Source organism: Micromonospora sp. NPDC049204 (genome assembly GCF_040647935.1).
In the GTDB taxonomy this organism is placed as follows: domain Bacteria; phylum Actinomycetota; class Actinomycetes; order Mycobacteriales; family Micromonosporaceae; genus Micromonospora.
The window spans coordinates 301408-319498 of sequence record NZ_JBEZDC010000001.1 but is presented as its reverse complement, the minus strand read 5'-3'; the positions used below and the strand labels follow the sequence as shown (position 1 = coordinate 319498).

Here is an 18091-nt window from a genome sequence, read left to right as displayed (position 1 = left end):
GGTGCCCTCGAAGCGCGTTGACGATCATCGACGACGCGGCGTGACAAGCCCCGACTCGTACGCCCACACGACAAGTTGGGCGCGGTCACGGCAGTGCAGCTTCGCCATCGCCCGATTCACATGTGTCTTGGCGGTCAACGGGCTGATCACCATCCGCGCGGCGATCTCGTCGTTGGTCAGCCCGCCCGCGACCAGCTCGACGATCTCCCGCTCGCGAGGGGTGAGCACGTCCCGCCCCGCCGCCGGCTCGGCCGGCGGTGGGCCGGACACGAACTCGCTGATCAGCGTCCGCGTGACGGCCGGCCCGAGCAGTGCGTCGCCGCGGGCCACGACGGCGATGGCCTGTAGCAGGTCGGCGGGGTCCGCGTCCTTGAGCAGGAAACCGCTGGCACCCGCGCGCAGGGCGGCGAAGACGTAGGAGTCGAGCCCGTAATTGGTGACGATGAGGACGTGGACCGCGGCGAGGTCCGGGTCGGCGGCGATGCGGCGGGTGGCTTCGATACCGTCGAGCCCCGGCATCTGCACGTCCATGAGCACCACGTCCGGGCGCAGACGCCGCGACAGGTGGACGGCGGCGGCACCGTCGCTGGCCTCGCCGACGAGCTCCAGGTCGTCCTCCGCGTCGAGCAGAGCGCGGAATCCGGCGCGCATCAGCGCCTGATCGTCGGCGAGCAGGACCCGGATCATGCGGGCTCCAGCGGGAACGTGGCCCGTACCGTGAAACCGTCATCGTCGGCGGCGGCACGCAGGGTGCCGCCCAGCCCGCTCACCCTTTCCCGCATGCCACGCAGCCCCACGCCGGGTGTCACCGGGTGAGCCGGTGCTGCCCGGCCGTCGTCGGCGACCGAGATGGTGAGCTGCGCCGGGGCGTACTCGACGTGGACGTGCGCGGTGGCGGGGCCGGCGTGGCGGGCCACGTTGGTCAGCGCCTCCTGGATGACCCGATAGCCGGCCTGGTCGACCTCGTCGGGCAGCTCCCGGGGCTGACCGGCGACGTCCACCCGCACCGGCACGCCAGCCGCCCTGGTCCGCTCGGCCAGCTCGTCGACCCGGGCCAGCCCCACGCGGTCCTCGTCGGCGGGTGAACGCAGGACGTGAAGCGTGGTGCGCAGCTCCCGCATCGCGGCGCCGCTGGCCTCCTGGATCGCCAGCAGGGTGGCCGACGGCTGCTCGCCGTGTTTGCGGGCGAGGTGCACGGCGATCCCGGCCTGCACCTTGATCACCGAGATGCTGTGGGTCAGGGAGTCGTGCAGGTCGCGGGCGATACGCAGGCGCTCCTCCCCGGCGCGGCGCAACGCCATCTCCTCGCGGGTGCGTTCGGCCTCGATCGCCCGCTGCTCGACCTGCTCCAGGTACGCCCGGCGCTGCCGCGCCACGAGCCCCGCGATGTTGGCCGCCACGAACCAGCCAAGCATCAGGGCCGTCCAATCGACGATCAGCCGGGCGGGACCGGTGGTCGGCCTCGACCAGATGTCCCGGGCGAGGAACCCACCGAGGAAGGCGAAACTGGCGGTGGCGGCGGCCAGTCGGTGCCCCCGCCAGCCGGCGACGTACACCGCGCCGAGCACGGGGAACGCGGCGGAGACCCCCGGACGCACCCGGATGTGGACGGCCAGCATGGCGGCGGTGACGACGCCCAGCGCCACCACCGGATACCGCCGGCACGCCGCCACGGCTACCGCCATGGCCACCACCAGGGCGACATCGAGCGCCCCGACCGTGGCGTCCGGGGTGAGCGCGGCGTTGCCGAGCAGGAGGGCACCGAGGACCAGGCCACCGAGGGCGTACGGCAGGTCGCGACGCATTGTCGAACTGTAGAACGGGTTGTCCGGGTGGGGCATCCACCGACCGCGGTAACCGGACGTACCGCGGACGCGGTAGCGCCGCCCGGTCAAGTGTCTGCGACGGCACGACGTTTTCCCAGCTCGCCGGCACCAGCATCAAGTCCATGACATACCGCTTCACCACCCCAGTGAAAGCCTCGGCCGCGACCGGCCGGACCGCGGAGGTCTACCGGCAGATGTCGGACGACTTCGTCGGGCCACTGCCCACCTTCCAGGTGCTCGCCGCCGTGCCGGAGGTGCTGGCCGCGACCTGGGCACTGATGCGCGAGGCCCTGCTCGCCGGGGACGCGTCCCGGGTCGAGCGCGAACTCGTCGCGGCGGCGGTGTCCCAAGCCAACCGCTGTCAGTTCTGTGTCGACGCCCATGCGATGCTGCTGCACGCGCTGGGCGAGCCGAAGCTCGCCGAGGCCGTCGTCCGGGACGGGACACCGACCGGGGCACGGCATGCCGAGCTCGTCGGTTGGGCGCGGGCGAGCCGCAGCCCCAGGGCCACCGGCTGGACCAGCCCGTACCGCCCGGAGATCACCGGCACCCTGCTCGCCTTCCACGTCATCAACCGGATCGTGTCCGCGTTGCTCGAACCCGACCTGCTCCCCGGCGGACTGCAACGCTCCCCAGTGGTGCGGTCGGTCGGCGGCTGGCTCGCCGCCAGGGCGGCCCGGGAACCGAAGGAACCCGGCCGAAGTCTCGCGCTCCTGGACGCCGGCACGACGGCGTCACCCGGTTGGGCGGGGGACAGCCCGGTCGGCGTCGCGTATGCGGCCCTGACGGACGCCGCCGGGCGCGGCGGGGACCTGCTGGGCGACGTGGCACGCCAGACCGTCACGGCCACCGTGCGGTGGGAGGACGGGCGGTTCCCGGCCCGGCCCGCGGACTGGGCCGTCGACCTGGTCCGGGACGTACCGGGTGCCGACCGCGTCGGTACGCGGATCGCCCTGCTGGCGGCGTTCGCGCCCAGCGCGATAAGCGTCGGTGACGTCGCTCTCTGGCGGCTCTCCCATCCCGCCGACGCCGACCTCGTGCGGCTTGTCGCGTTCGGGGCGATCACCGCCACCGAGCACATCGCCCAGGCACTGACCTCGACGCACCCTCTGGGAGACCACCATGCGTAAGGCATTCGTCATCAGCAGCGCCCTGTTGCTCGTCTCCTTCGTCCTGCAGTTCCTCTTCGCCGCCGTGGGCGGGTTCGCCAGACCCGGGGGCGACGACGCGTACGTTCTGCACAGCGTCAACGGCATGGCGGTCATCCCGGCCCTCACCCTGCTCACCGCGCTGTGCGCGGCACTGGCCAGGGCGTCGGGCCGGCTCATCGGGTTGGCGCTTCTGCCGATCGGTCTGGTCGTCGTGCAGGCGCTCCTCGCCATGATCGCCAACGCGGCCACCGACGCCGCGGGCGTCAGTACCCCGCTCGGCCCGATCATCGCTGGGCTGCACGCCCTCAACGGGATCATCGCGGTACACGTCGTGGTCGCCGTCCTCCAGGGGGCACGGAAGCTGTCCGACCCTGAGTCGGCCGACTCCACCGGCGCCGTCGTCCGCAGCGGAGAGCCGGCATGACCACCGGCTCGCTGCTCGCGGTCGATCTCGTGCTCGCGGTCCTCGTGACCGCCGGTTGGCTGGGCGGCGCGGCCGGCGGCCGGCAGTCCGCTGTGGCGGGACTCGTTCGACGTCCGGCCGGGGGAGGTGTGGGAGGTGGCGTTCCGGGCTGACAACCCGCGGGTATGGGCCAACCACTGCCACAACCTGGCGCACGCCGACGCCGGCATGACGACGCACCTCAGGTACTCGTGATCCGCCGGGCGGCACCGGGGATCGAAGGTTGTGAGTTCAAGGTTGAGGGTATGGGAGCGCTCCCGTAACATACCTGTCGCGGCCTGTTAACGCTCACAAACGCGACCGCGCCAGCGACCGCCGCCAATGCATGGCCGCCGTCCCCTCAGGAAGGTGCTCTATGACCAGATCCAGATTCACCAATGTCGGTCTGGCGTCGGCCGGCGTTGCCCTGCTCGTGTCGGCGACGGTTGTCGCGGCGCTGCCGGCCGGTGCCGCAGCGGCCGGCTGCTCGGTGAACTACGCCGTCTCGTCGCAGTGGCAGGGCGGCTTCGGCGCCAACGTGGCGATCACCAACCTGGGTGATCCGGTGACAAGTTGGACGTTGACGTGGTCGTACGCGGCCGGGCAGACCGTCACTCAGTCGTGGAACACGTCGCTGACGCAGAGCGGCTCCGCGGTCACCGCGAGGAACGTGAGCTACAACGGCTCGATCGGCACCAACGCCACGGTGTCGTTCGGTTTCAACGGATCGTGGACGGGCAGCAACCCCGCGCCGACAAGCTTCGCCCTGAACGGCGTGACGTGCGGTGATGGCACGCCGCCGACGACCCCGCCGCCGACGAGCCCGCCCCCGACGAGCCCGCCCCCGACGAGCCCGCCGCCGACCACTCCGCCACCCACGACGCCGCCTCCGACGACCCCGCCGCCCACCCCGTGCGACCTTCCCTCGACGTACCGCTGGTCGTCGAGTGGCGTGTTGGCGACTCCGAAGTCGGGTTGGGTGTCGCTCAAGGACTTCACCGTCGCGCCCTACAACGGTCAGCAGTTGGTCTACGCCACCACGCACGACTTCGGGGACCGCTGGGGTTCGATGAACTTCAGCCTCTTCAACAACTACTCGCAGATGGCCTCGGCCACCCAGACCGGGATGAACTCGGGGACCGTCGCGCCGTCGTTGTTCTACTTCGCGCCGAAGAACATCTGGGTGCTCGCCTACCAGTGGGGTGGACCGGCGTTCTCGTACCGGACCTCGACCAACCCGACCAACCCGAACGGCTGGTCGGCGCCGCAGACGCTGTTCACCGGGAGCATCACCGGTTCGGGCACGGGGCCGATCGACCAGGCGCTCATCGCCGACGACACGAACATGTACCTGTTCTTCGCCGGCGACAACGGCAAGATCTACCGGGCCAGCATGCCGATCGGGAACTTCCCCGGCAACTTCGGCAGCAGTTACACGACCATCATGAGTGACACACAGAACAACCTGTTCGAGGCTCCGCAGGTCTACAAGCTGAAGGGTCTGAACAAGTACCTCATGATCGTCGAGGCGATCGGCTCGACCGGCCGCTACTTCCGCTCGTTCACGGCGACCAGCCTCAACGGTACGTGGACGCCGCAGGCCGCGACGCAGAGCAACCCGTTCGCCGGCAAGGTCAACAGTGGTGCCACCTGGACCAACGACATCAGCCACGGTGAGCTGCTGCGCACCAACGCCGACCAGACGATGACGGTCGACGCCTGCAACCTCCAGTTGCTCTACCAGGGTCGTTCCCCCAGCTCCGACGGCGTCGACTACGGCCTCCTGCCGTACCGGCCGGGTCTGCTCACCCTCCAGCGCTGACACTCCTGATCCCGGGCGGGCTCGGCGAAACGCCGAGCCCGCCCACCCCGTCCGCCGGCACGGGCGCGAAACGCCGAAGTCTTCATGAGGGGCGGACGCTGACGGGAGAGTTTGGGATGATGCGCCGGTCTACCTGCGACATCACCTGAGCTGAAGGGTTTTCCGCGATGGCAAAGGTCATCTCCACACTGTTCATCTCGGCCGACGGGGTGGCCGAGATCGACCCCGACTGGCACTTCCCGTACTTCGACGAGAACATGGGCCGCGCCGTCACCGAGGACTACGAGACCGCCGACGTGCTGCTGATCGGCCGGGAGACCTACGACAGCTTCGCCGGCGCCTGGCCCGAGCGTGAGGCCGCGGGCGGGGAGGACGCACCGTTCGCCAAGCAACTCGGGGACGTGCGCAAGGTCGTCGTGTCGCGCCAACCGCTGGAGTTCTCCTGGCGCAACTCCGAGCTGATCGCCGGTGACCTCGTTGGTGCCGTCACGTCGCTCAAGGCCGATGACGGGGTACGCGGCATCCTCGTCCCCGGGTCCATCTCCGTCGTGCAGCAGCTGCTGGCCGCGGGGCTCGTCGACGAGCTGCGCCTGCTGGTGCATCCGGTGGCGGCGCGGAAGGGCCGCAAGCTGTTCGACGAGGGTGACACGGCGTACCACCTGCGGGTGGTGGCGACCGAGGCGTTTCCGACGGGCGTGCTGCGCGTGATCTACGCGCCGGCTGCGGCACCGGGGAAGGCCGGCTACGACGACGTCAGGGACCAGGTGCCGGCCGGGCAGTAGCCACCGTCGCGGGAACGTCGTAGGCCCGTGTGACGATCGTCGTCGTGACTGGATGGACACACAACGACCGCCCCGAGGGCGCCCGGTTCCTGACCGATCGGATCCCCGAGCCGGGGCGCACCGCGATCGAGGACGCGCTCTGGGCCTGGATCGTTCGGGGGGTGACCGACGCCGACGAGTTCGTCCACGTCTTCGACGACGAGGACGAGCGTTGCGGCGCTACCGGCGAGGAGCTCGCCGCGGCGTACACGAAGGCGTTGGCTGCTCGGCAGGAGCAGCAGCGGGGGTGGGGTGAGGTGCGCGGCAATCTCACCCGCGCCTTCGCCGAGCTCAACGAGTTGGGTGTGGTTGCCCGGGAGGACTTCGGCTGTTGTGGCAGCTGCGCGAGCGCCGAGATCGATGACGAGTGTGACGAGTCCCGGCACTGGCACGGCTATCTCTTCTACCACCAGCAGGACACCGGGTGGTTGGTCGCCAGCGAGGACGGGGAGGTCTACCTCGGCTACGGCGCCTACCCGACTGTCGGCTTCGACGAGGCCGCCTTCGCCGAGCTGCCGGAGGCCGAGCAGCAGGCCAGCTACCGGGCCGACCTGGATCACCTGCTGGACGACATCGTGTTCCCGGTGCTGCGCAGGCACGGCATGCGGGTCGAGTGGGATCGCGACCCCGCCCGGCGGATCCGGGTCACCGGCGCCCAGTGGTACGCGCCCCTGGTCTGAGCACCACCGCGCCATCCCACACCTCGGAACGTCAATTAATGAGGGTCATCAATATTGACGTTCGTCGTCGTCGGCGACAGGATCTCGGCACCACCACCCCCGTGATCCCTCTGGGAGGCGTCATGACCCGTCCCCGCCTGCCCCGCCTGCGGGCAGCCACCCGGCTGGCCGCACTCACCCTGGCCGCCGCCGGCGTGCTGCTCACCGTCGCCACACCCGCCAGCGCCGCCGTCCCCGCCGGCCGGTACGTCGCGCTCGGCGACTCGTACACCTCAGGTCCGCTCATCCCCACCCAGGTCGACCTGAACTGTCTGCGCTCCAACCGCAACTACCCGTCACTGGTGGCCGCCGCCGCGGGCTCGTCGTCGGTCGCCGACGTGAGCTGCTCCGGCGCCACCACCGACGACATCCTCTACGGGGGCAGCGGCGCGTTGGGCGGCACGCTGCCACCGCAGCTCAGCGCGGTCACCTCCACCACGGCCCTGGTGACGGTGCAGATCGGCGGCAACGACATCGGCTTCTCCGGCATCATCGGCGAATGCGCGGAGGCGAGCCTCAGCAGCCCCCTCGGGTCACCGTGCAAAAACCGCTACACCGCCGGAGGCGTCGACCAGTTGCAGGCACGGATCACCGCCGCCACGCCGAAGGTGACGGCCGTGTTGCAGGCGGTCCGGCAGGCCGCGCCGAACGCGCGGGTCGTGGTCCTCGGGTACCCGGCGATTCTGCCGGACAGCGGTTACGGCTGCTGGCCGGTCGTTCCGATCGCCTACCAGGACGTGCCGTACCTGCGCGGCGTCGAGAAGTCGCTGAACGCGATGCTGGCGAGCACGGCGACCGCCAACGGCGCCACCTACGCCGACGTCTACGCCCCGTCCATCGGGCGCGACGCGTGCAAGAGCAGCGGCACCCGGTGGATCGAGGGGCTGGTGCCACAGAACTCGGCCGCCCCCTTCCACCCGAACGCCCGAGGTGAACAGGGCATGGCAACCGCCCTGCTCAACAGCCTGAACAGCTGACCGCTCGAAACCGGGCGACCCGGCCCCGTCGCGCCGCGACGGGGCCGGCGTCGGCGATCGGGTGCTTGGGATCGGCGGATCCGGGGTACCGGAGGTCTCATGCCGGATATGGGGCAACTCGTCGGAGACCGTTACCGCCTGGTCGAAAGCATCGCCAGCGGCGGTATGGGGGACGTCTGGCGGGCCGTCGACGAAACCCTGGACCGCTGTGTGGCGGTCAAGATGCTGCAGGCCCGGTTGGTCAGCGACGCCGGCTTCGGCGAGCGGTTCCGCCGCGAGGCGCGCGCGATGGCGGCCCTGCGTCACCCCGGTGTCGCCCAGGTCTACGACTACGGCGAGGTGTCCCGGTCCGGAGAGCCGGTCCTCGCCTACATCGTGATGGAGTGTGTGCAGGGGCAACCCCTGTCGGAGCGGATCGCCGAGGTCGGCCGGCTGGACGTGGCCGAGACGATGTCGATCGTCGCGCAGACCGCCCGTGCCCTCCAGGCCGCCCATGACGCCGGGGTCGTCCATCGTGACGTCAAACCCAACAACCTGATCATTGAGCCGGACGGGCACGTCGTACTCGTTGATTTCGGGGTTGCCGTGACCTCGGAGGCGGCGAGCCTGACCGGGACGAACCAGGTCGTCGGCACCGCCCTGTACATGGCACCGGAGCAGGTCTCGAAGAACGAGACGACGCCGGCGATCGACATCTACGCGCTGGGGGCGGTCGCCTACCACTGCCTCGCCGGTCGGCCCCCGCACCAGGGCGAGAACGCCGTCGCGGTGGCACTGCGGCACCTGGAGGAGGAACCCGCGCCGCTGCCCGACGGCATCCCGGCGGCGGTCCGGCGGTTGGTGGCCACCGCGATGGCCAAGGACCCCTCCCGCCGATTCCCGTCGGCGGCGGACCTGGCCATCGCGGCGCAGCCCTTCGCGGGCGCCTCCGCGGAGGTGCTCCGGGCCGCCACCGAGGTGACGGCGATCCAGGCCGGTGTGGCACACCCGGCCGTGCGGCGGCCCGGTGTCGGTGCCGCGCCGAGTCGGGCGACCGGCCCTGGACCTCGGACGCTCGCGGTGCTGTTCGGCGCGTTGGCCGCCGGGGCTGCCGTACTGGTGCTCGCCGATCCCACCGGGATGATGTCCGGCCCGACCGGGCGACCCTCGACGCCTCCCGCGGTGCCGCGCTCGGTGGCGCCGCAGGGAGACCCCGGCCCCGGTGGCGGCGGTGGCCAACCGGCCACGAACAGTTCCGCCGGCGTGCCGGTTCGCGCCTCCGGATCTCCGACCCCGACGGCCTCCCGTCCCGCCGGCGCGGGGCCGGCAGGGCAGTCCGCACCGCCAGCCGACAGCGGGGCGGATGCCTCCACCCCCGCCACGTCCGAGAGCGCCGACGCGGAACCGACGGCGGATCCGACGGACGGACCGACGGCGGCACCGACGAAGGAGTCGACGGGCAAGCCGACGGAGGAGTCGACCGGCGGGCCGGCGGAAGAGTCGACGCAGGGGCCGACGGAGGACCCGTCCGGGGAAGCCGGGGAGGACCCGTCCGAGGGACCGACGGTGGGGGAGTCGGCAGCCGGCGGCACCACGGCGCCGCAGGGCTGACCGACGACGGCCATCGATCCCGCCGCCCGGCCCCACGTGGTACCAGGACGCGGACTGGCGTGGCGGCCGGAGCCGCCACGCCAGTGGTGTGCTGTCAGACGCTGAGCAGGCTCAACTGGTACGGCAGGTGACCGTCGGCCAGTTCCAGTTGCCGTTGGCCATGACCGTTATCCCGAAGTTGTTGCCGTTGCCGTTCGGTGTCGCGGTGACGGTGCCGCTGGTGCCGCTGACCGAGGCGTTCCAGCTGTTCTGGATGCTCTGGCCGCCGCCCAGGCCGAGGCTGACGACCCAGTTGTTGGTGCCGCTGACCGCGACGTTGAGGTTGAACCGGTCACCCCACTGCTGACCGGCGGAGATCGTCGCGTTGCAGTTGCCGGTCCCCGGGTTGCCGGTGGTGGGTCCCGAGGTCGGGTTGCTGCCCCCGCCCTCCCGGACGGTGATGTCGGAGCTGCCGCTGCTCTGGTAGCCCTCGGTGGCCATGACCTGGTAGCTGTGGTTGGTGCCGAGGTTCAGGCCGGCGCGGGCCCAGGCGTCGAAGTGGTTGGCGGTGGTGATGGTGCCACTCGAACGCTTCTGCTGGCGGACGCTCCAGAACTGGTAGAACGTCTGGTTGCCGTCGATCGACGGGGCGTTGACCCGCTGGCTGCGAAGGATGTCGTACGTGCCGCCGTCAGTGGTGACCGTGCCCATCCGGGTGGCGCCGCTGCTCGGGTTGTAGCTGCCGAAGTTCTCCACCACGTAGTACTCGATGAGCGGGTTGCGCGTCCATCCGTACAGGGCGAGGTAGGTGTTGTTGTTGCCCGGGTTGTAGGTGCCCGAGTAGCTGACCGTCCGTCGGTTGCCGGTGGCCCAACCCTTGCCGCCGACCCAGTTGTTGGTGCTCCGGTCCCAACTGCTGGAGTATCGGCCGTCGGCGCGCAGCGTCATGCTGGCGTTGCCGCTGTCCTTCCAGAACGAGAAGTAGTACCCGTTGTGGGTGCCGGTGAGGCTCGAGGTGAGGGTCCGGTCGGCCTCGGCGTACGCGTTGGTGGCCGTCATCGTGCCGGTGACGGCCAGGACGACGGAGCATGCGGCGCCGAGAAGCAGCCGCATGCGGCCGCGCCTTCTCGGTGTGGTGTGGCTGGTGTCGGTCATGTAACTGTGCCTCCTGGTGACGGCTGGCGGGGGCCAGCAGTGCGGTACGGCCCGCGGGGTGTGTCGGTGGCCTGGGACGGCCCTCCGCGTCGTACCGCGTGGTGGTGCCGGTCGTTCTTCGCGACGACCGGAGGAGTGGGTCGCGGTGACTGTGCTGACGGCGATTGAGCCCCGTCGATGGCGACCGTATTAACCAGGCCGTCGACTTGTCAACAATTTTCGGAAACACAGCCGCAACCTCGTGGTGACCGAAGGTCTGCTGCGGACCGATGTCTAACCAGGTCAGTAATCGATCAGAAGCCCTGGTTCCCGTGGCTGAGTGGCACTGACCGAAGAGGCTGCCGGAAGCGGTGTTCGGAAACTTCCGGAGACTTTCCGGACCCCAATCGGTCCGGCGGTCGACGGGTGCCGAGCCGGCCGGGCACCCGGTCAGCCCCGGCGGGCGTTGAGCCGGGCGGCCTGGCGGGTCAGGTGGTCGCGCTCGGGCAGGTTGGACGCCTTCCGGGCCGCCTCGGCGTACAGCCGGGCGGCCGTCGCCACACTGCCGTCGCGCTCGTGCAGGTACGCGGCGACCGCCGTGAACCGGGGCAGCGCGTCGTCCAGCGCCGCGAGCGCCGCGAGACCGGCGCGCGGGCCGTCGGCCTCACCGACGGCCACCGCGCGATTGAGCCGGACGATCGGGCTGTCGGTCAGCCGCGCGAGTTCGTCGTACCACTCGACGATCTGCACCCAGTCGGTCTCCTCGGCGGTGGGCGCGTCGGCGTGCAGGGCCGCGATGGCGGCCTGGGCCTGGAACTCGCCCAGTCGGTCGCGGGCGAGTGCCGCCTGGAGGATCTCGACGCCCTCGGCGATCGACGCGGTGTTCCATCGGCCGCGGTCCTGCTCGGCCAGCGGCACCAGGTTGCCGTCGGGTCCCGTCCGGGCGGCGCGGCGGGCGTGGTGCAGCAGCATGAGGGCGAGCAGCCCCGCCACCTCGGGGTGATCGATGGCGGCCGCGAGCTGCCGGGTGAGCCGGATCGCCTCGGCGGCGAGGTCGACGTCGCCGGAGTAGCCCTCGTTGAAGACCAGGTAGAGGACGCGCAGCACCGTGGCGACGTCGCCGGGCTGGTCGAAGCGCACCCCGGAGACGGTGCGTTTGGCCCGGCTGATGCGCTGCGCCATGGTCGCCTCCGGCACCAGGTAGGCCTGGGCGATCTGGCGGGTGGTCAGCCCGCCCACGGCGCGCAGCGTGAGCGCGACCGCGGACGCCGGGGTCAGCGACGGGTGGGCGCACAGGAAGTAGAGCTGGAGCGTGTCGTCCACCGCCGGGGTGGGCCCGGGTGGGGGCTCCTCGTCGACGAGGTCCTCACGCCGACGGCGGGCCGCGTCCGCCCGGGTCGCGTCGAGGAACCGGCGCCAGGCCACGGTGACCAACCAGCCCTTCGGGTCCCGTGGCGGCTCGACCGCCCAGACGCGGACCGCCTCCACCAGCGCGTCCTGGACGGCGTCCTCGGCCGCCGCGAAGTCGGCTCCGCGGCGGACGAGGACCCCGAGCACGCTCGGCGTGAGACTCCGGATCAGCGCCTCGTTCACTCCGTGATGGTGGGCGGCTCGGTCAGGAACGGGCGCAGCTCGAGCCACTCGTGGATCGGCCTGCCGTCCTTGCCGGGGGCGGCGGACAGCTCCCCGGCAAGCTCGACGGCGCGTTCGTAGCTGTCGACGTCGATCGTCATCCAGCCGGCGATGAGGTCCTTGGTCTCGGCGAAGGGGCCGTCGGTGACCGGCGGGCGACCCTCGCCGTCGTAGCGAACCCAGGCGCCCTCGGGGGCGAGGGCCTGGCCGTCGACGAACTCGCCGGTCTGCTCGAGCCGTGCCGCGAAGTCCCGCATGTACGTCACGTGCGCCGTGATCTCCTCCGGCGTCCACTGGTCCATGGGTACGTCGTTGACCGCGGTCGGGCCGCCGCGGTAGTGCTTGAGCAGCAGGTACTTCGCCATCGTGTTCTCCTCGGTGCGGGTGCGGGTACGGCCGTTCGTGGCCACGTGCACCCCGGGGACGGAGCCGGTCGGCGGTTCTCGACACGGCCGCCCGGACTATTTTTACTCTCGCCGCGCAGCGCGGCGGAAATCGGTCGACACGGCGGCGCGGAAACCGGCGGAAACTTGATTGGTTCCAGAATAGTGGGCTAGTGTCGCCGGGTGATGGTCGACTTCGAGGCGCAACTGCGGGCCGCCTCGCTGCGCGTCACCCGGCCCCGACTGGCGGTGCTCGCGGCGTTGCGCGATCACCCGCACATCGGCACGGACGCGGTGATCGCGCTGGTTCGGGCGGATCATCCCACGGTCTCCCACCAAGCGGTGTACGACGTGCTGCGCGTGCTCACCGACGCTGGTCTGGTGCGGCGCATCCAGCCGGCCGGCGCGACCGCCCGCTACGAGTCCCGGGTCGCGGACAACCACCACCATGTCGTGTGCCGCTCCTGCGGCGCGATCGCCGACGTCGAGTGCGCCGTCGGTCACGCCCCCTGTCTCACCGCCTCGGTCGACCACGGTTTCGTGATCGACGAGGCGGAGGTCGTCTACTGGGGCATCTGTCCCGACTGCGCGACCGAACGCATGCCCCAGAGATCCGCAAGCTCGGAAGGAAGTACATGAGCGACACCCAGGACAACGGCCCCACCAGTGCGCAGGGCGTGGACCAGAAGGCAGCCGCGGGTTGCCCGGTCGCGCACGACTCGGTGACCGCGCACGGCAGCGAGAGCGAGAACCCGGCGATCGACTCGCCGACTCCGAAGACCGGCGGTCGTCCGCGCACCAACCGGGACTGGTGGCCCAACCAGCTCGACCTCTCGGTGTTGCACGCCCACTCGTCCAAGGGCAACCCGCTGGGGGAGAACTTCAGCTACGCCAAGGAGTTCGCCAAGCTCGACGTCGAGGCCCTCAAGCGCGACATCACCGAGGTCCTCACCACCTCGCAGGAGTGGTGGCCGGCTGACTTCGGCCACTACGGCGGCCTGATGATCCGGATGAGCTGGCACGCCGCCGGCACGTACCGCATCGAGGACGGCCGCGGTGGAGCCGGAGACGGTGGGCAGCGTTTCGCGCCGCTGAACAGCTGGCCGGACAACGCCAACCTGGACAAGGCCCGGCGGTTGCTGTGGCCGGTCAAGCAGAAGTACGGCCAGCAGATCTCCTGGGCCGACCTGCTCGTGCTCGCCGGCAACGTGGCCTTGGAGTCGATGGGCTTCAAGACCTTCGGCTTCGGCTTCGGTCGTGAGGACGTCTGGGAGCCCGAGGAGATCTTCTGGGGTCCGGAGGACACCTGGCTGGGCGACGAGCGCTACGCCTCCGAGAAGGAGATGGCGGCCGGCGTCGGCTCGACCGAGATGGGTCTGATCTACGTCAACCCGGAGGGCCCGCGCGGTAACGCGGACCCGGCCGCGGCGGCGCACTTCATCCGCGAGACCTTCGGCCGGATGGCCATGAACGACGAGGAGACCGTCGCTCTCATCGCCGGTGGTCACACCTTCGGCAAGACCCACGGTGCCGCCGTCGCCGACAACCACGTCGGCCCGGAGCCCGAGGGCGCCCCGCTGGAGTCGCAGGGCCTGGGCTGGCTGAGCACCCACGGCAGCGGCAAGGGCGCCGACACGATCACCAGCGGTCTCGAGGTGACGTGGACCGACGTGCCCACGCAGTGGAGCAACCGCTTCTTCGAGATCCTGTTCGGCTACGAGTGGGAGCTCACCACCAGCCCGGGTGGCGCGAAGCAGTGGGTCGCCAAGGACGCCGAGGCGATCATCCCGGACCCGTTCGACCCGGCGAAGAAGCACCGGCCGACGATGCTCACGACCGACCTGTCGCTGCGCGTCGACCCGGCGTACGAGAAGATCTCGCGTCGCTTCCTGGAGAACCCCGACCAGTTCGCGCTGGCCTTCGCCAAGGCGTGGTACAAGCTGTTGCACCGCGACATGGGTCCGATCGAGCGTTTCCTCGGGCCGTGGGTGGCCGAGCCGCAGCTCTGGCAGGACCCGGTGCCGGCCGTCGACCACGAGCTCGTGGGTGACGCCGACGTTTCCGCGCTCAAGGCGAAGGTCCTGGACTCCGGTCTGACGACCGCTCAGCTGGTCTCCACCGCCTGGGCGTCCGCCGCGAGCTTCCGCCACACCGACAAGCGCGGTGGCGCCAACGGCGCGCGGATCCGTCTCGAGCCGCAGCGCAGCTGGGAGGTCAACCAGCCGGAGCAGCTGGCGACCGTCCTGACCACCCTGGAGGGCATCCAGCGGGACTTCAACGCCGCCGGCGGCGCGAAGATCTCGCTCGCCGACCTGATCGTGCTGGCCGGTTCGGCAGCCGTCGAGAAGGCGGCGCGGGACGCCGGTGTCGAGGTGACCGTGCCGTTCCGGCCGGGCCGCACCGACGCCACCCAGGAGCAGACCGACACGGAGTCGTTCCGGGTCCTCGAGCCCCGGGCCGACGGCTTCCGCAACTACCTGCGGTCGGGCGAGAAGACCCAGCCGGAGGTGCTCCTCATCGACCGTGCCTACATGCTCAACCTGACCGCGCCGGAGATGACGGTCCTCGTCGGCGGTCTGCGGTCGCTGGGCGCCAACACCGGCGGCAGCCAGCACGGCGTCCTCACCGACCGGCCGGGCGTGCTCAGCAACGACTTCTTCGCCAACCTGCTCTCCCCGGGCACCCGGTGGAGCGTGTCGAAGTCCGACGAGCACGTGTACGAGATCCGTGACCTGGCCACCGACGAGGTGAAGTGGACCGCCACCGCGGTTGACCTCATCTTCGGGTCCAACTCGCAGCTGCGCGCGCTCGCGGAGGTCTACGCCAGCCAGGACGCCCGCGACAAGTTCGTGGCCGACTTCGTGGCCGCCTGGACCAAGGTCATGGAGCTGGACCGGTTCGACATCGCCTGACAGTCGGACACCGACGGGCCCCGCCGATCGCCATCGGCCGGGGCCCGTCGGGCTCTGGGCGGCGTCACCGCCACCTCGATGCCGGCGGCCCTATCGACGGGCGTCACGTGTGGCGGCTAACCTGTGGCCCCACAGACCATCGATGTGAGGAGATGCGATGGCGCGCCGCACCGGCCGGCCCTCCTACCTGTCCGACAACCCCGATGTGCGTCGCCGCCGGGCCACGCGCCTCGTGGCGGTCACCGGGGCGATCGCACTGGTCACCGCCCTGGTGGGTGGACTGATCGGCTACCAGGTGGGCCGTCCGGACGCCACCGAGGCGTCCATCGCGAGCATCAAACAGGCCGACGCGAAGCGGGACGCGCAGCAGATCGTGCAGCTGACGGAGACGGCCCGCACGGTCAGCGGCCAGGTGGCTCCCGTCCTGACCGCCCTCAAGGCGGACACGGCAGCCGGGCGGGCACCGGATCCGGCGCAGGCCCGGCGGTGGCAGGAGACCATGCGGGAAGCCGCCAAGCCGTTCGCCGACCCACCGTCGGGCAGCACCGCCACGAACGTGGCGCGCGGCGGGCTGCGCGGGGCGATCCAGCAGGCCGGCCTGGCCGTCGACTCCTACGCGCTGGCGGCCAGCGTGCCGGCGGCACAACGCGCCGCCCTGTTGGACCTCACCGCGCGGCAGGCGGCCGAGGCCGTGACGATCTGGTCGGTCGCCGCGACCCAGCTCGACCAGGTGAGCGTCGATGCCGGCCACGGCCATCAACACGTGTTCCTCAGCACAGATCCCGACGGCGGGGCCTTCACTCCGGACGGCGCGCCCGAGGGCACCGGCGGCTGACGCCTCGTTGCTGCCCGGGTGTCGGATTCTCCAACCGCCGATGCTCGCCCCACCGGCCGAACGACCCCGGCGCGATCTGGGCCTGACTCGCCGAATCAGGTACCGTCGCCTGTCTCAAGTCTCAGCACCAACCTGGCTTCCGGTGACCGGCGAGCCGAACCGGAGGGACACAGCAGTGAGGTTCCAGAGCGTTGTTCGGCAGGCCGGACTCGTCGTGGCGGTCGCCGCCCTCGCCGTAACCGCGGGATGCGCCAAGAAGGACGACAGTGAGGTCCAGGCGAGCGGGGTCAAGCTGGTCGAGGCGGGCAAGCTGACCGTCTGCACCCACCTGCCGTACCCGCCGTTCCAGTCCAAGGACGCCAGCGGCACGGTGACCGGCTTCGACGTCGAGATCATGGACCTGGTGGCCAAGGACCTGGGCGTGCAGCAGACGATCATCGACACCCCGTTCGAGGGGATCAAGTCCGGTCAGGACCTGAACACCGGCAAGTGCGACGCGGCGGCCGCCGGCATGACGATCACCGCGGAGCGGCAGAAGGTGATGAACTTCTCCGACCCGTACTTCGACGCCACCCAGGCGATGCTGGTGAAGACCGGCAAGACCTACAAGACGCTCGACGACCTCAGGGGCAAGAAGCTCGGCGTCCAGGCGGCCACCACCGGTCGGGACTACGCCAAGAAGTTCGAGGCGGAGAAGGGTCTCAAGCTCGTCGAGTTCGAGGACCTCGCCGCCGAGCAGCAGGCCGTCGCCAACGGCCAGGTCGAGGCGGCCATCAACGACCTGCCGGTCTGGAGCGAGTACCTCAAGAAGAACCCGGGCGGGTTCCAGGTGGCCGCCGAGTTCGACACCGGTGAGCAGTACGGCTTCTCGGTGAAGAAGGACGGCAACCCGGAGCTGCTCAAGAAGATCAACGAGGCGCTGGCCAAGGCCAAGCAGGACGGCACCTATGACACGATCTACGAGAAGTGGATCGGCAAGCGGCCGAGCGCCTGATCGAAGCTCCCCCCAGCAGGGCACGCGATCCGCGTGCCCTGCGCGTCGGTAAACCTCCGGGAAGGCAACGAGCGAACGTGAAGCTGCGACGCCGCCAGCGGGAGCGGTTGTCCCTCGGGCTCCAGTACCTGGTCTTCATCGCCGTCATCGCCGCGGTGCTCTTCGCCGCGGACTGGGACAGGTTGGCCGACGCGTTCTTCCGCGTCGACATCATCAAGTCGATGTTCCCGACGATCATCACCGTCGCGCTGCGCAACACCGTCCTGTACACGCTTGGCGCGTTCGCCTTCGGCCTCGTGTTCGGCACCGTCCTCGCGCTGATGCGGCTGTCCCGGGTCGCGCCGTACCGCTGGGTGGCGACGGCGTACATCGAGCTCTTCCGGGGTCTGCCCGCGCTGCTGGTGCTCTTCCTCGTCGGGTACGGCATCCCGATCGCCTTTCCGGAGCGGGAGATTCCGGGCGGGGTGTTCGGCTCGATCGCGATCGGTCTCGGCCTGACCGCCGCGGCGTACATGGCGGAGACCATCCGGGCCGGCATCCAGGCGGTCCCGAAGGGGCAGATGGAGGCGGCCCGGACCCTCGGCATGTCGCACTTCACTGCCATGCGCACGATCGTCATTCCGCAGGCGTTCCGGATCGTGATCCCGCCGCTGACCAACGAACTCATCCTGCTCACCAAGGACTCGTCGCTGGCCTACGTGCTGGGCGTGACGGCGCAGACCATCGAGATCACGAAGTTCGGTCGGGACATGCTCAACGACCGGGTGAACGCGACCCCGCTGCTGGTGGCCGGTCTCGCCTACCTGATCATCACCCTGCCGCTGTCCCAGGTGGTACGCCGCCTCGAACTCCGCTACGCCAAGGCCCGGTGACC

19 protein-coding genes are annotated in these 18091 nt (G+C 70.5%); 14 read left to right on the top strand and 5 right to left on the bottom strand.

All coding sequences use genetic code 11. The features are described from left to right. Positions 1–24 precede the first annotated feature (24 nt). Both AB0A90_RS01555 and AB0A90_RS01550 read right to left on the bottom strand, forming a co-directional pair. The gene (locus tag AB0A90_RS01555; RefSeq protein ID WP_357239859.1) at positions 25–687 is read right to left on the bottom strand and encodes a response regulator transcription factor; all 663 of its coding nucleotides are present in this window, start codon (positions 685–687) and stop codon (positions 25–27) included. Further along, on the bottom strand, positions 684–1805 hold the full coding sequence (locus tag AB0A90_RS01550; RefSeq protein ID WP_357239856.1) for a sensor histidine kinase: 1122 nt from the start codon (positions 1803–1805) through the stop codon (positions 684–686). The genes AB0A90_RS01555 and AB0A90_RS01550 overlap by 4 nt, the downstream gene beginning before the upstream one ends. Before the next feature lie 143 nt (positions 1806–1948). Here AB0A90_RS01550 and AB0A90_RS01545 point away from each other — a divergent pair, with 143 nt between their 5' ends. The 9 genes from AB0A90_RS01545 (at position 1949) to AB0A90_RS01505 (ending at position 9348) form a co-directional block, all read left to right on the top strand. Further along, positions 1949–2956: a carboxymuconolactone decarboxylase family protein gene (locus AB0A90_RS01545; RefSeq protein WP_357239853.1), complete on the top strand. Its 1008-nt coding sequence runs from the start codon at positions 1949–1951 to the stop codon at positions 2954–2956. Beyond that, on the top strand, positions 2949–3401 hold the full coding sequence (locus AB0A90_RS01540) for a DUF6220 domain-containing protein (protein ID WP_357239850.1): 453 nt from the start codon (positions 2949–2951) through the stop codon (positions 3399–3401). The genes AB0A90_RS01545 and AB0A90_RS01540 overlap by 8 nt, the downstream gene beginning before the upstream one ends. Then, entirely contained in the window at positions 3398–3553 is a 156-nt protein-coding gene (locus tag AB0A90_RS01535; protein ID WP_357240679.1) for a hypothetical protein, read from the top strand. Before AB0A90_RS01540 ends, AB0A90_RS01535 begins: the two co-directional genes overlap by 4 nt. Next, a complete protein-coding gene (locus AB0A90_RS01530; protein WP_357239846.1) occupies positions 3528–3635 on the top strand; it encodes a multicopper oxidase domain-containing protein in 108 nt (35 codons plus the stop codon). Before AB0A90_RS01535 ends, AB0A90_RS01530 begins: the two co-directional genes overlap by 26 nt. Before the next feature lie 160 nt (positions 3636–3795). Further along, positions 3796–5241 carry a non-reducing end alpha-L-arabinofuranosidase family hydrolase gene (locus AB0A90_RS01525; RefSeq protein WP_357239843.1) on the top strand — a complete coding sequence of 482 codons (1446 nt, stop codon included), beginning with the start codon at positions 3796–3798 and terminating at the stop codon, positions 5239–5241. A 167-nt stretch (positions 5242–5408) separates the two neighbouring features. After that, positions 5409–6023 carry a dihydrofolate reductase family protein gene (locus AB0A90_RS01520; protein ID WP_357239840.1) on the top strand — a complete coding sequence of 205 codons (615 nt, stop codon included), beginning with the start codon at positions 5409–5411 and terminating at the stop codon, positions 6021–6023. A 44-nt stretch (positions 6024–6067) separates the two neighbouring features. Further along, positions 6068–6742, top strand: coding sequence for a hypothetical protein (locus AB0A90_RS01515; protein WP_357239837.1), 675 nt, complete (start codon positions 6068–6070; stop codon positions 6740–6742). A gap of 122 nt (positions 6743–6864) precedes the next feature. Then, positions 6865–7758 carry an SGNH/GDSL hydrolase family protein gene (locus AB0A90_RS01510; protein ID WP_357239834.1) on the top strand — a complete coding sequence of 298 codons (894 nt, stop codon included), beginning with the start codon at positions 6865–6867 and terminating at the stop codon, positions 7756–7758. A gap of 99 nt (positions 7759–7857) precedes the next feature. Next, positions 7858–9348 (top strand): protein kinase, encoded by a 1491-nt coding sequence (locus AB0A90_RS01505; protein WP_357239831.1) that lies wholly within the window; start codon positions 7858–7860, stop codon positions 9346–9348. A 111-nt stretch (positions 9349–9459) separates the two neighbouring features. Here AB0A90_RS01505 and AB0A90_RS01500 read toward each other — a convergent pair whose 3' ends face one another. The 3 genes from AB0A90_RS01500 to AB0A90_RS01490 all read right to left on the bottom strand — a co-directional run bounded on the left by AB0A90_RS01500 (position 9460) and on the right by AB0A90_RS01490 (position 12458). After that, a complete protein-coding gene (locus AB0A90_RS01500) occupies positions 9460–10482 on the bottom strand; it encodes a glycoside hydrolase family 11 protein (protein WP_357239828.1) in 1023 nt (340 codons plus the stop codon). A 429-nt stretch (positions 10483–10911) separates the two neighbouring features. After that, positions 10912–12054, bottom strand: coding sequence for a sigma-70 family RNA polymerase sigma factor (locus AB0A90_RS01495; RefSeq protein ID WP_357239825.1), 1143 nt, complete (start codon positions 12052–12054; stop codon positions 10912–10914). Continuing rightward, complete coding sequence (locus AB0A90_RS01490; RefSeq protein WP_357240653.1) at positions 12051–12458, bottom strand: YciI family protein; 408 nt, start codon at positions 12456–12458, stop codon at positions 12051–12053. The genes AB0A90_RS01495 and AB0A90_RS01490 overlap by 4 nt, the downstream gene beginning before the upstream one ends. A gap of 201 nt (positions 12459–12659) precedes the next feature. On the opposite strand from AB0A90_RS01490, the gene AB0A90_RS01485 reads away from it, so the two are divergent. The 5 genes from AB0A90_RS01485 (at position 12660) to AB0A90_RS01465 (ending at position 18089) form a co-directional block, all read left to right on the top strand. Then, on the top strand, positions 12660–13115 hold the full coding sequence (locus tag AB0A90_RS01485; RefSeq protein WP_357239822.1) for a Fur family transcriptional regulator: 456 nt from the start codon (positions 12660–12662) through the stop codon (positions 13113–13115). Next, positions 13112–15388, top strand: a complete 2277-nt coding sequence (katG, locus tag AB0A90_RS01480; protein WP_357239819.1) for a catalase/peroxidase HPI — start codon at positions 13112–13114, stop codon at positions 15386–15388. The genes AB0A90_RS01485 and katG overlap by 4 nt, the downstream gene beginning before the upstream one ends. A 157-nt stretch (positions 15389–15545) precedes the next feature. Next, positions 15546–16223, top strand: a complete 678-nt coding sequence (locus tag AB0A90_RS01475; protein WP_357239816.1) for a hypothetical protein — start codon at positions 15546–15548, stop codon at positions 16221–16223. Between the two features lie 175 nt (positions 16224–16398). Further along, positions 16399–17217: a basic amino acid ABC transporter substrate-binding protein gene (locus AB0A90_RS01470; RefSeq protein ID WP_357239813.1), complete on the top strand. Its 819-nt coding sequence runs from the start codon at positions 16399–16401 to the stop codon at positions 17215–17217. Between the two features lie 77 nt (positions 17218–17294). Continuing rightward, positions 17295–18089: an amino acid ABC transporter permease gene (locus AB0A90_RS01465; RefSeq protein ID WP_357239810.1), complete on the top strand. Its 795-nt coding sequence runs from the start codon at positions 17295–17297 to the stop codon at positions 18087–18089. Positions 18090–18091 lie beyond the last annotated feature (2 nt).

Excerpts from the sequence above, each read along its gene's own strand:
- AB0A90_RS01555 (WP_357239859.1), bottom strand. The coding sequence starts at position 687 with ATGATCCGGGTCCTGCTCGCCGACGATCAGGCGCTGATGCGCGCCGGA.
- AB0A90_RS01550 (WP_357239856.1), bottom strand. The coding sequence starts at position 1,805 with ATGCGTCGCGACCTGCCGTACGCCCTCGGTGGCCTGGTCCTCGGTGCC.
- AB0A90_RS01545 (WP_357239853.1), top strand. The coding sequence starts at position 1,949 with ATGACATACCGCTTCACCACCCCAGTGAAAGCCTCGGCCGCGACCGGC.
- AB0A90_RS01540 (WP_357239850.1), top strand. The coding sequence starts at position 2,949 with ATGCGTAAGGCATTCGTCATCAGCAGCGCCCTGTTGCTCGTCTCCTTC.
- AB0A90_RS01535 (WP_357240679.1), top strand. The coding sequence starts at position 3,398 with ATGACCACCGGCTCGCTGCTCGCGGTCGATCTCGTGCTCGCGGTCCTC.
- AB0A90_RS01525 (WP_357239843.1), top strand. The coding sequence starts at position 3,796 with ATGACCAGATCCAGATTCACCAATGTCGGTCTGGCGTCGGCCGGCGTT.
- AB0A90_RS01520 (WP_357239840.1), top strand. The coding sequence starts at position 5,409 with ATGGCAAAGGTCATCTCCACACTGTTCATCTCGGCCGACGGGGTGGCC.
- AB0A90_RS01510 (WP_357239834.1), top strand. The coding sequence starts at position 6,865 with ATGACCCGTCCCCGCCTGCCCCGCCTGCGGGCAGCCACCCGGCTGGCC.
- AB0A90_RS01505 (WP_357239831.1), top strand. The coding sequence starts at position 7,858 with ATGCCGGATATGGGGCAACTCGTCGGAGACCGTTACCGCCTGGTCGAA.
- AB0A90_RS01500 (WP_357239828.1), bottom strand. The coding sequence starts at position 10,482 with ATGACCGACACCAGCCACACCACACCGAGAAGGCGCGGCCGCATGCGG.
- AB0A90_RS01490 (WP_357240653.1), bottom strand. The coding sequence starts at position 12,458 with ATGGCGAAGTACCTGCTGCTCAAGCACTACCGCGGCGGCCCGACCGCG.
- katG (WP_357239819.1), top strand. The coding sequence starts at position 13,112 with ATGAGCGACACCCAGGACAACGGCCCCACCAGTGCGCAGGGCGTGGAC.
- AB0A90_RS01475 (WP_357239816.1), top strand. The coding sequence starts at position 15,546 with ATGGCGCGCCGCACCGGCCGGCCCTCCTACCTGTCCGACAACCCCGAT.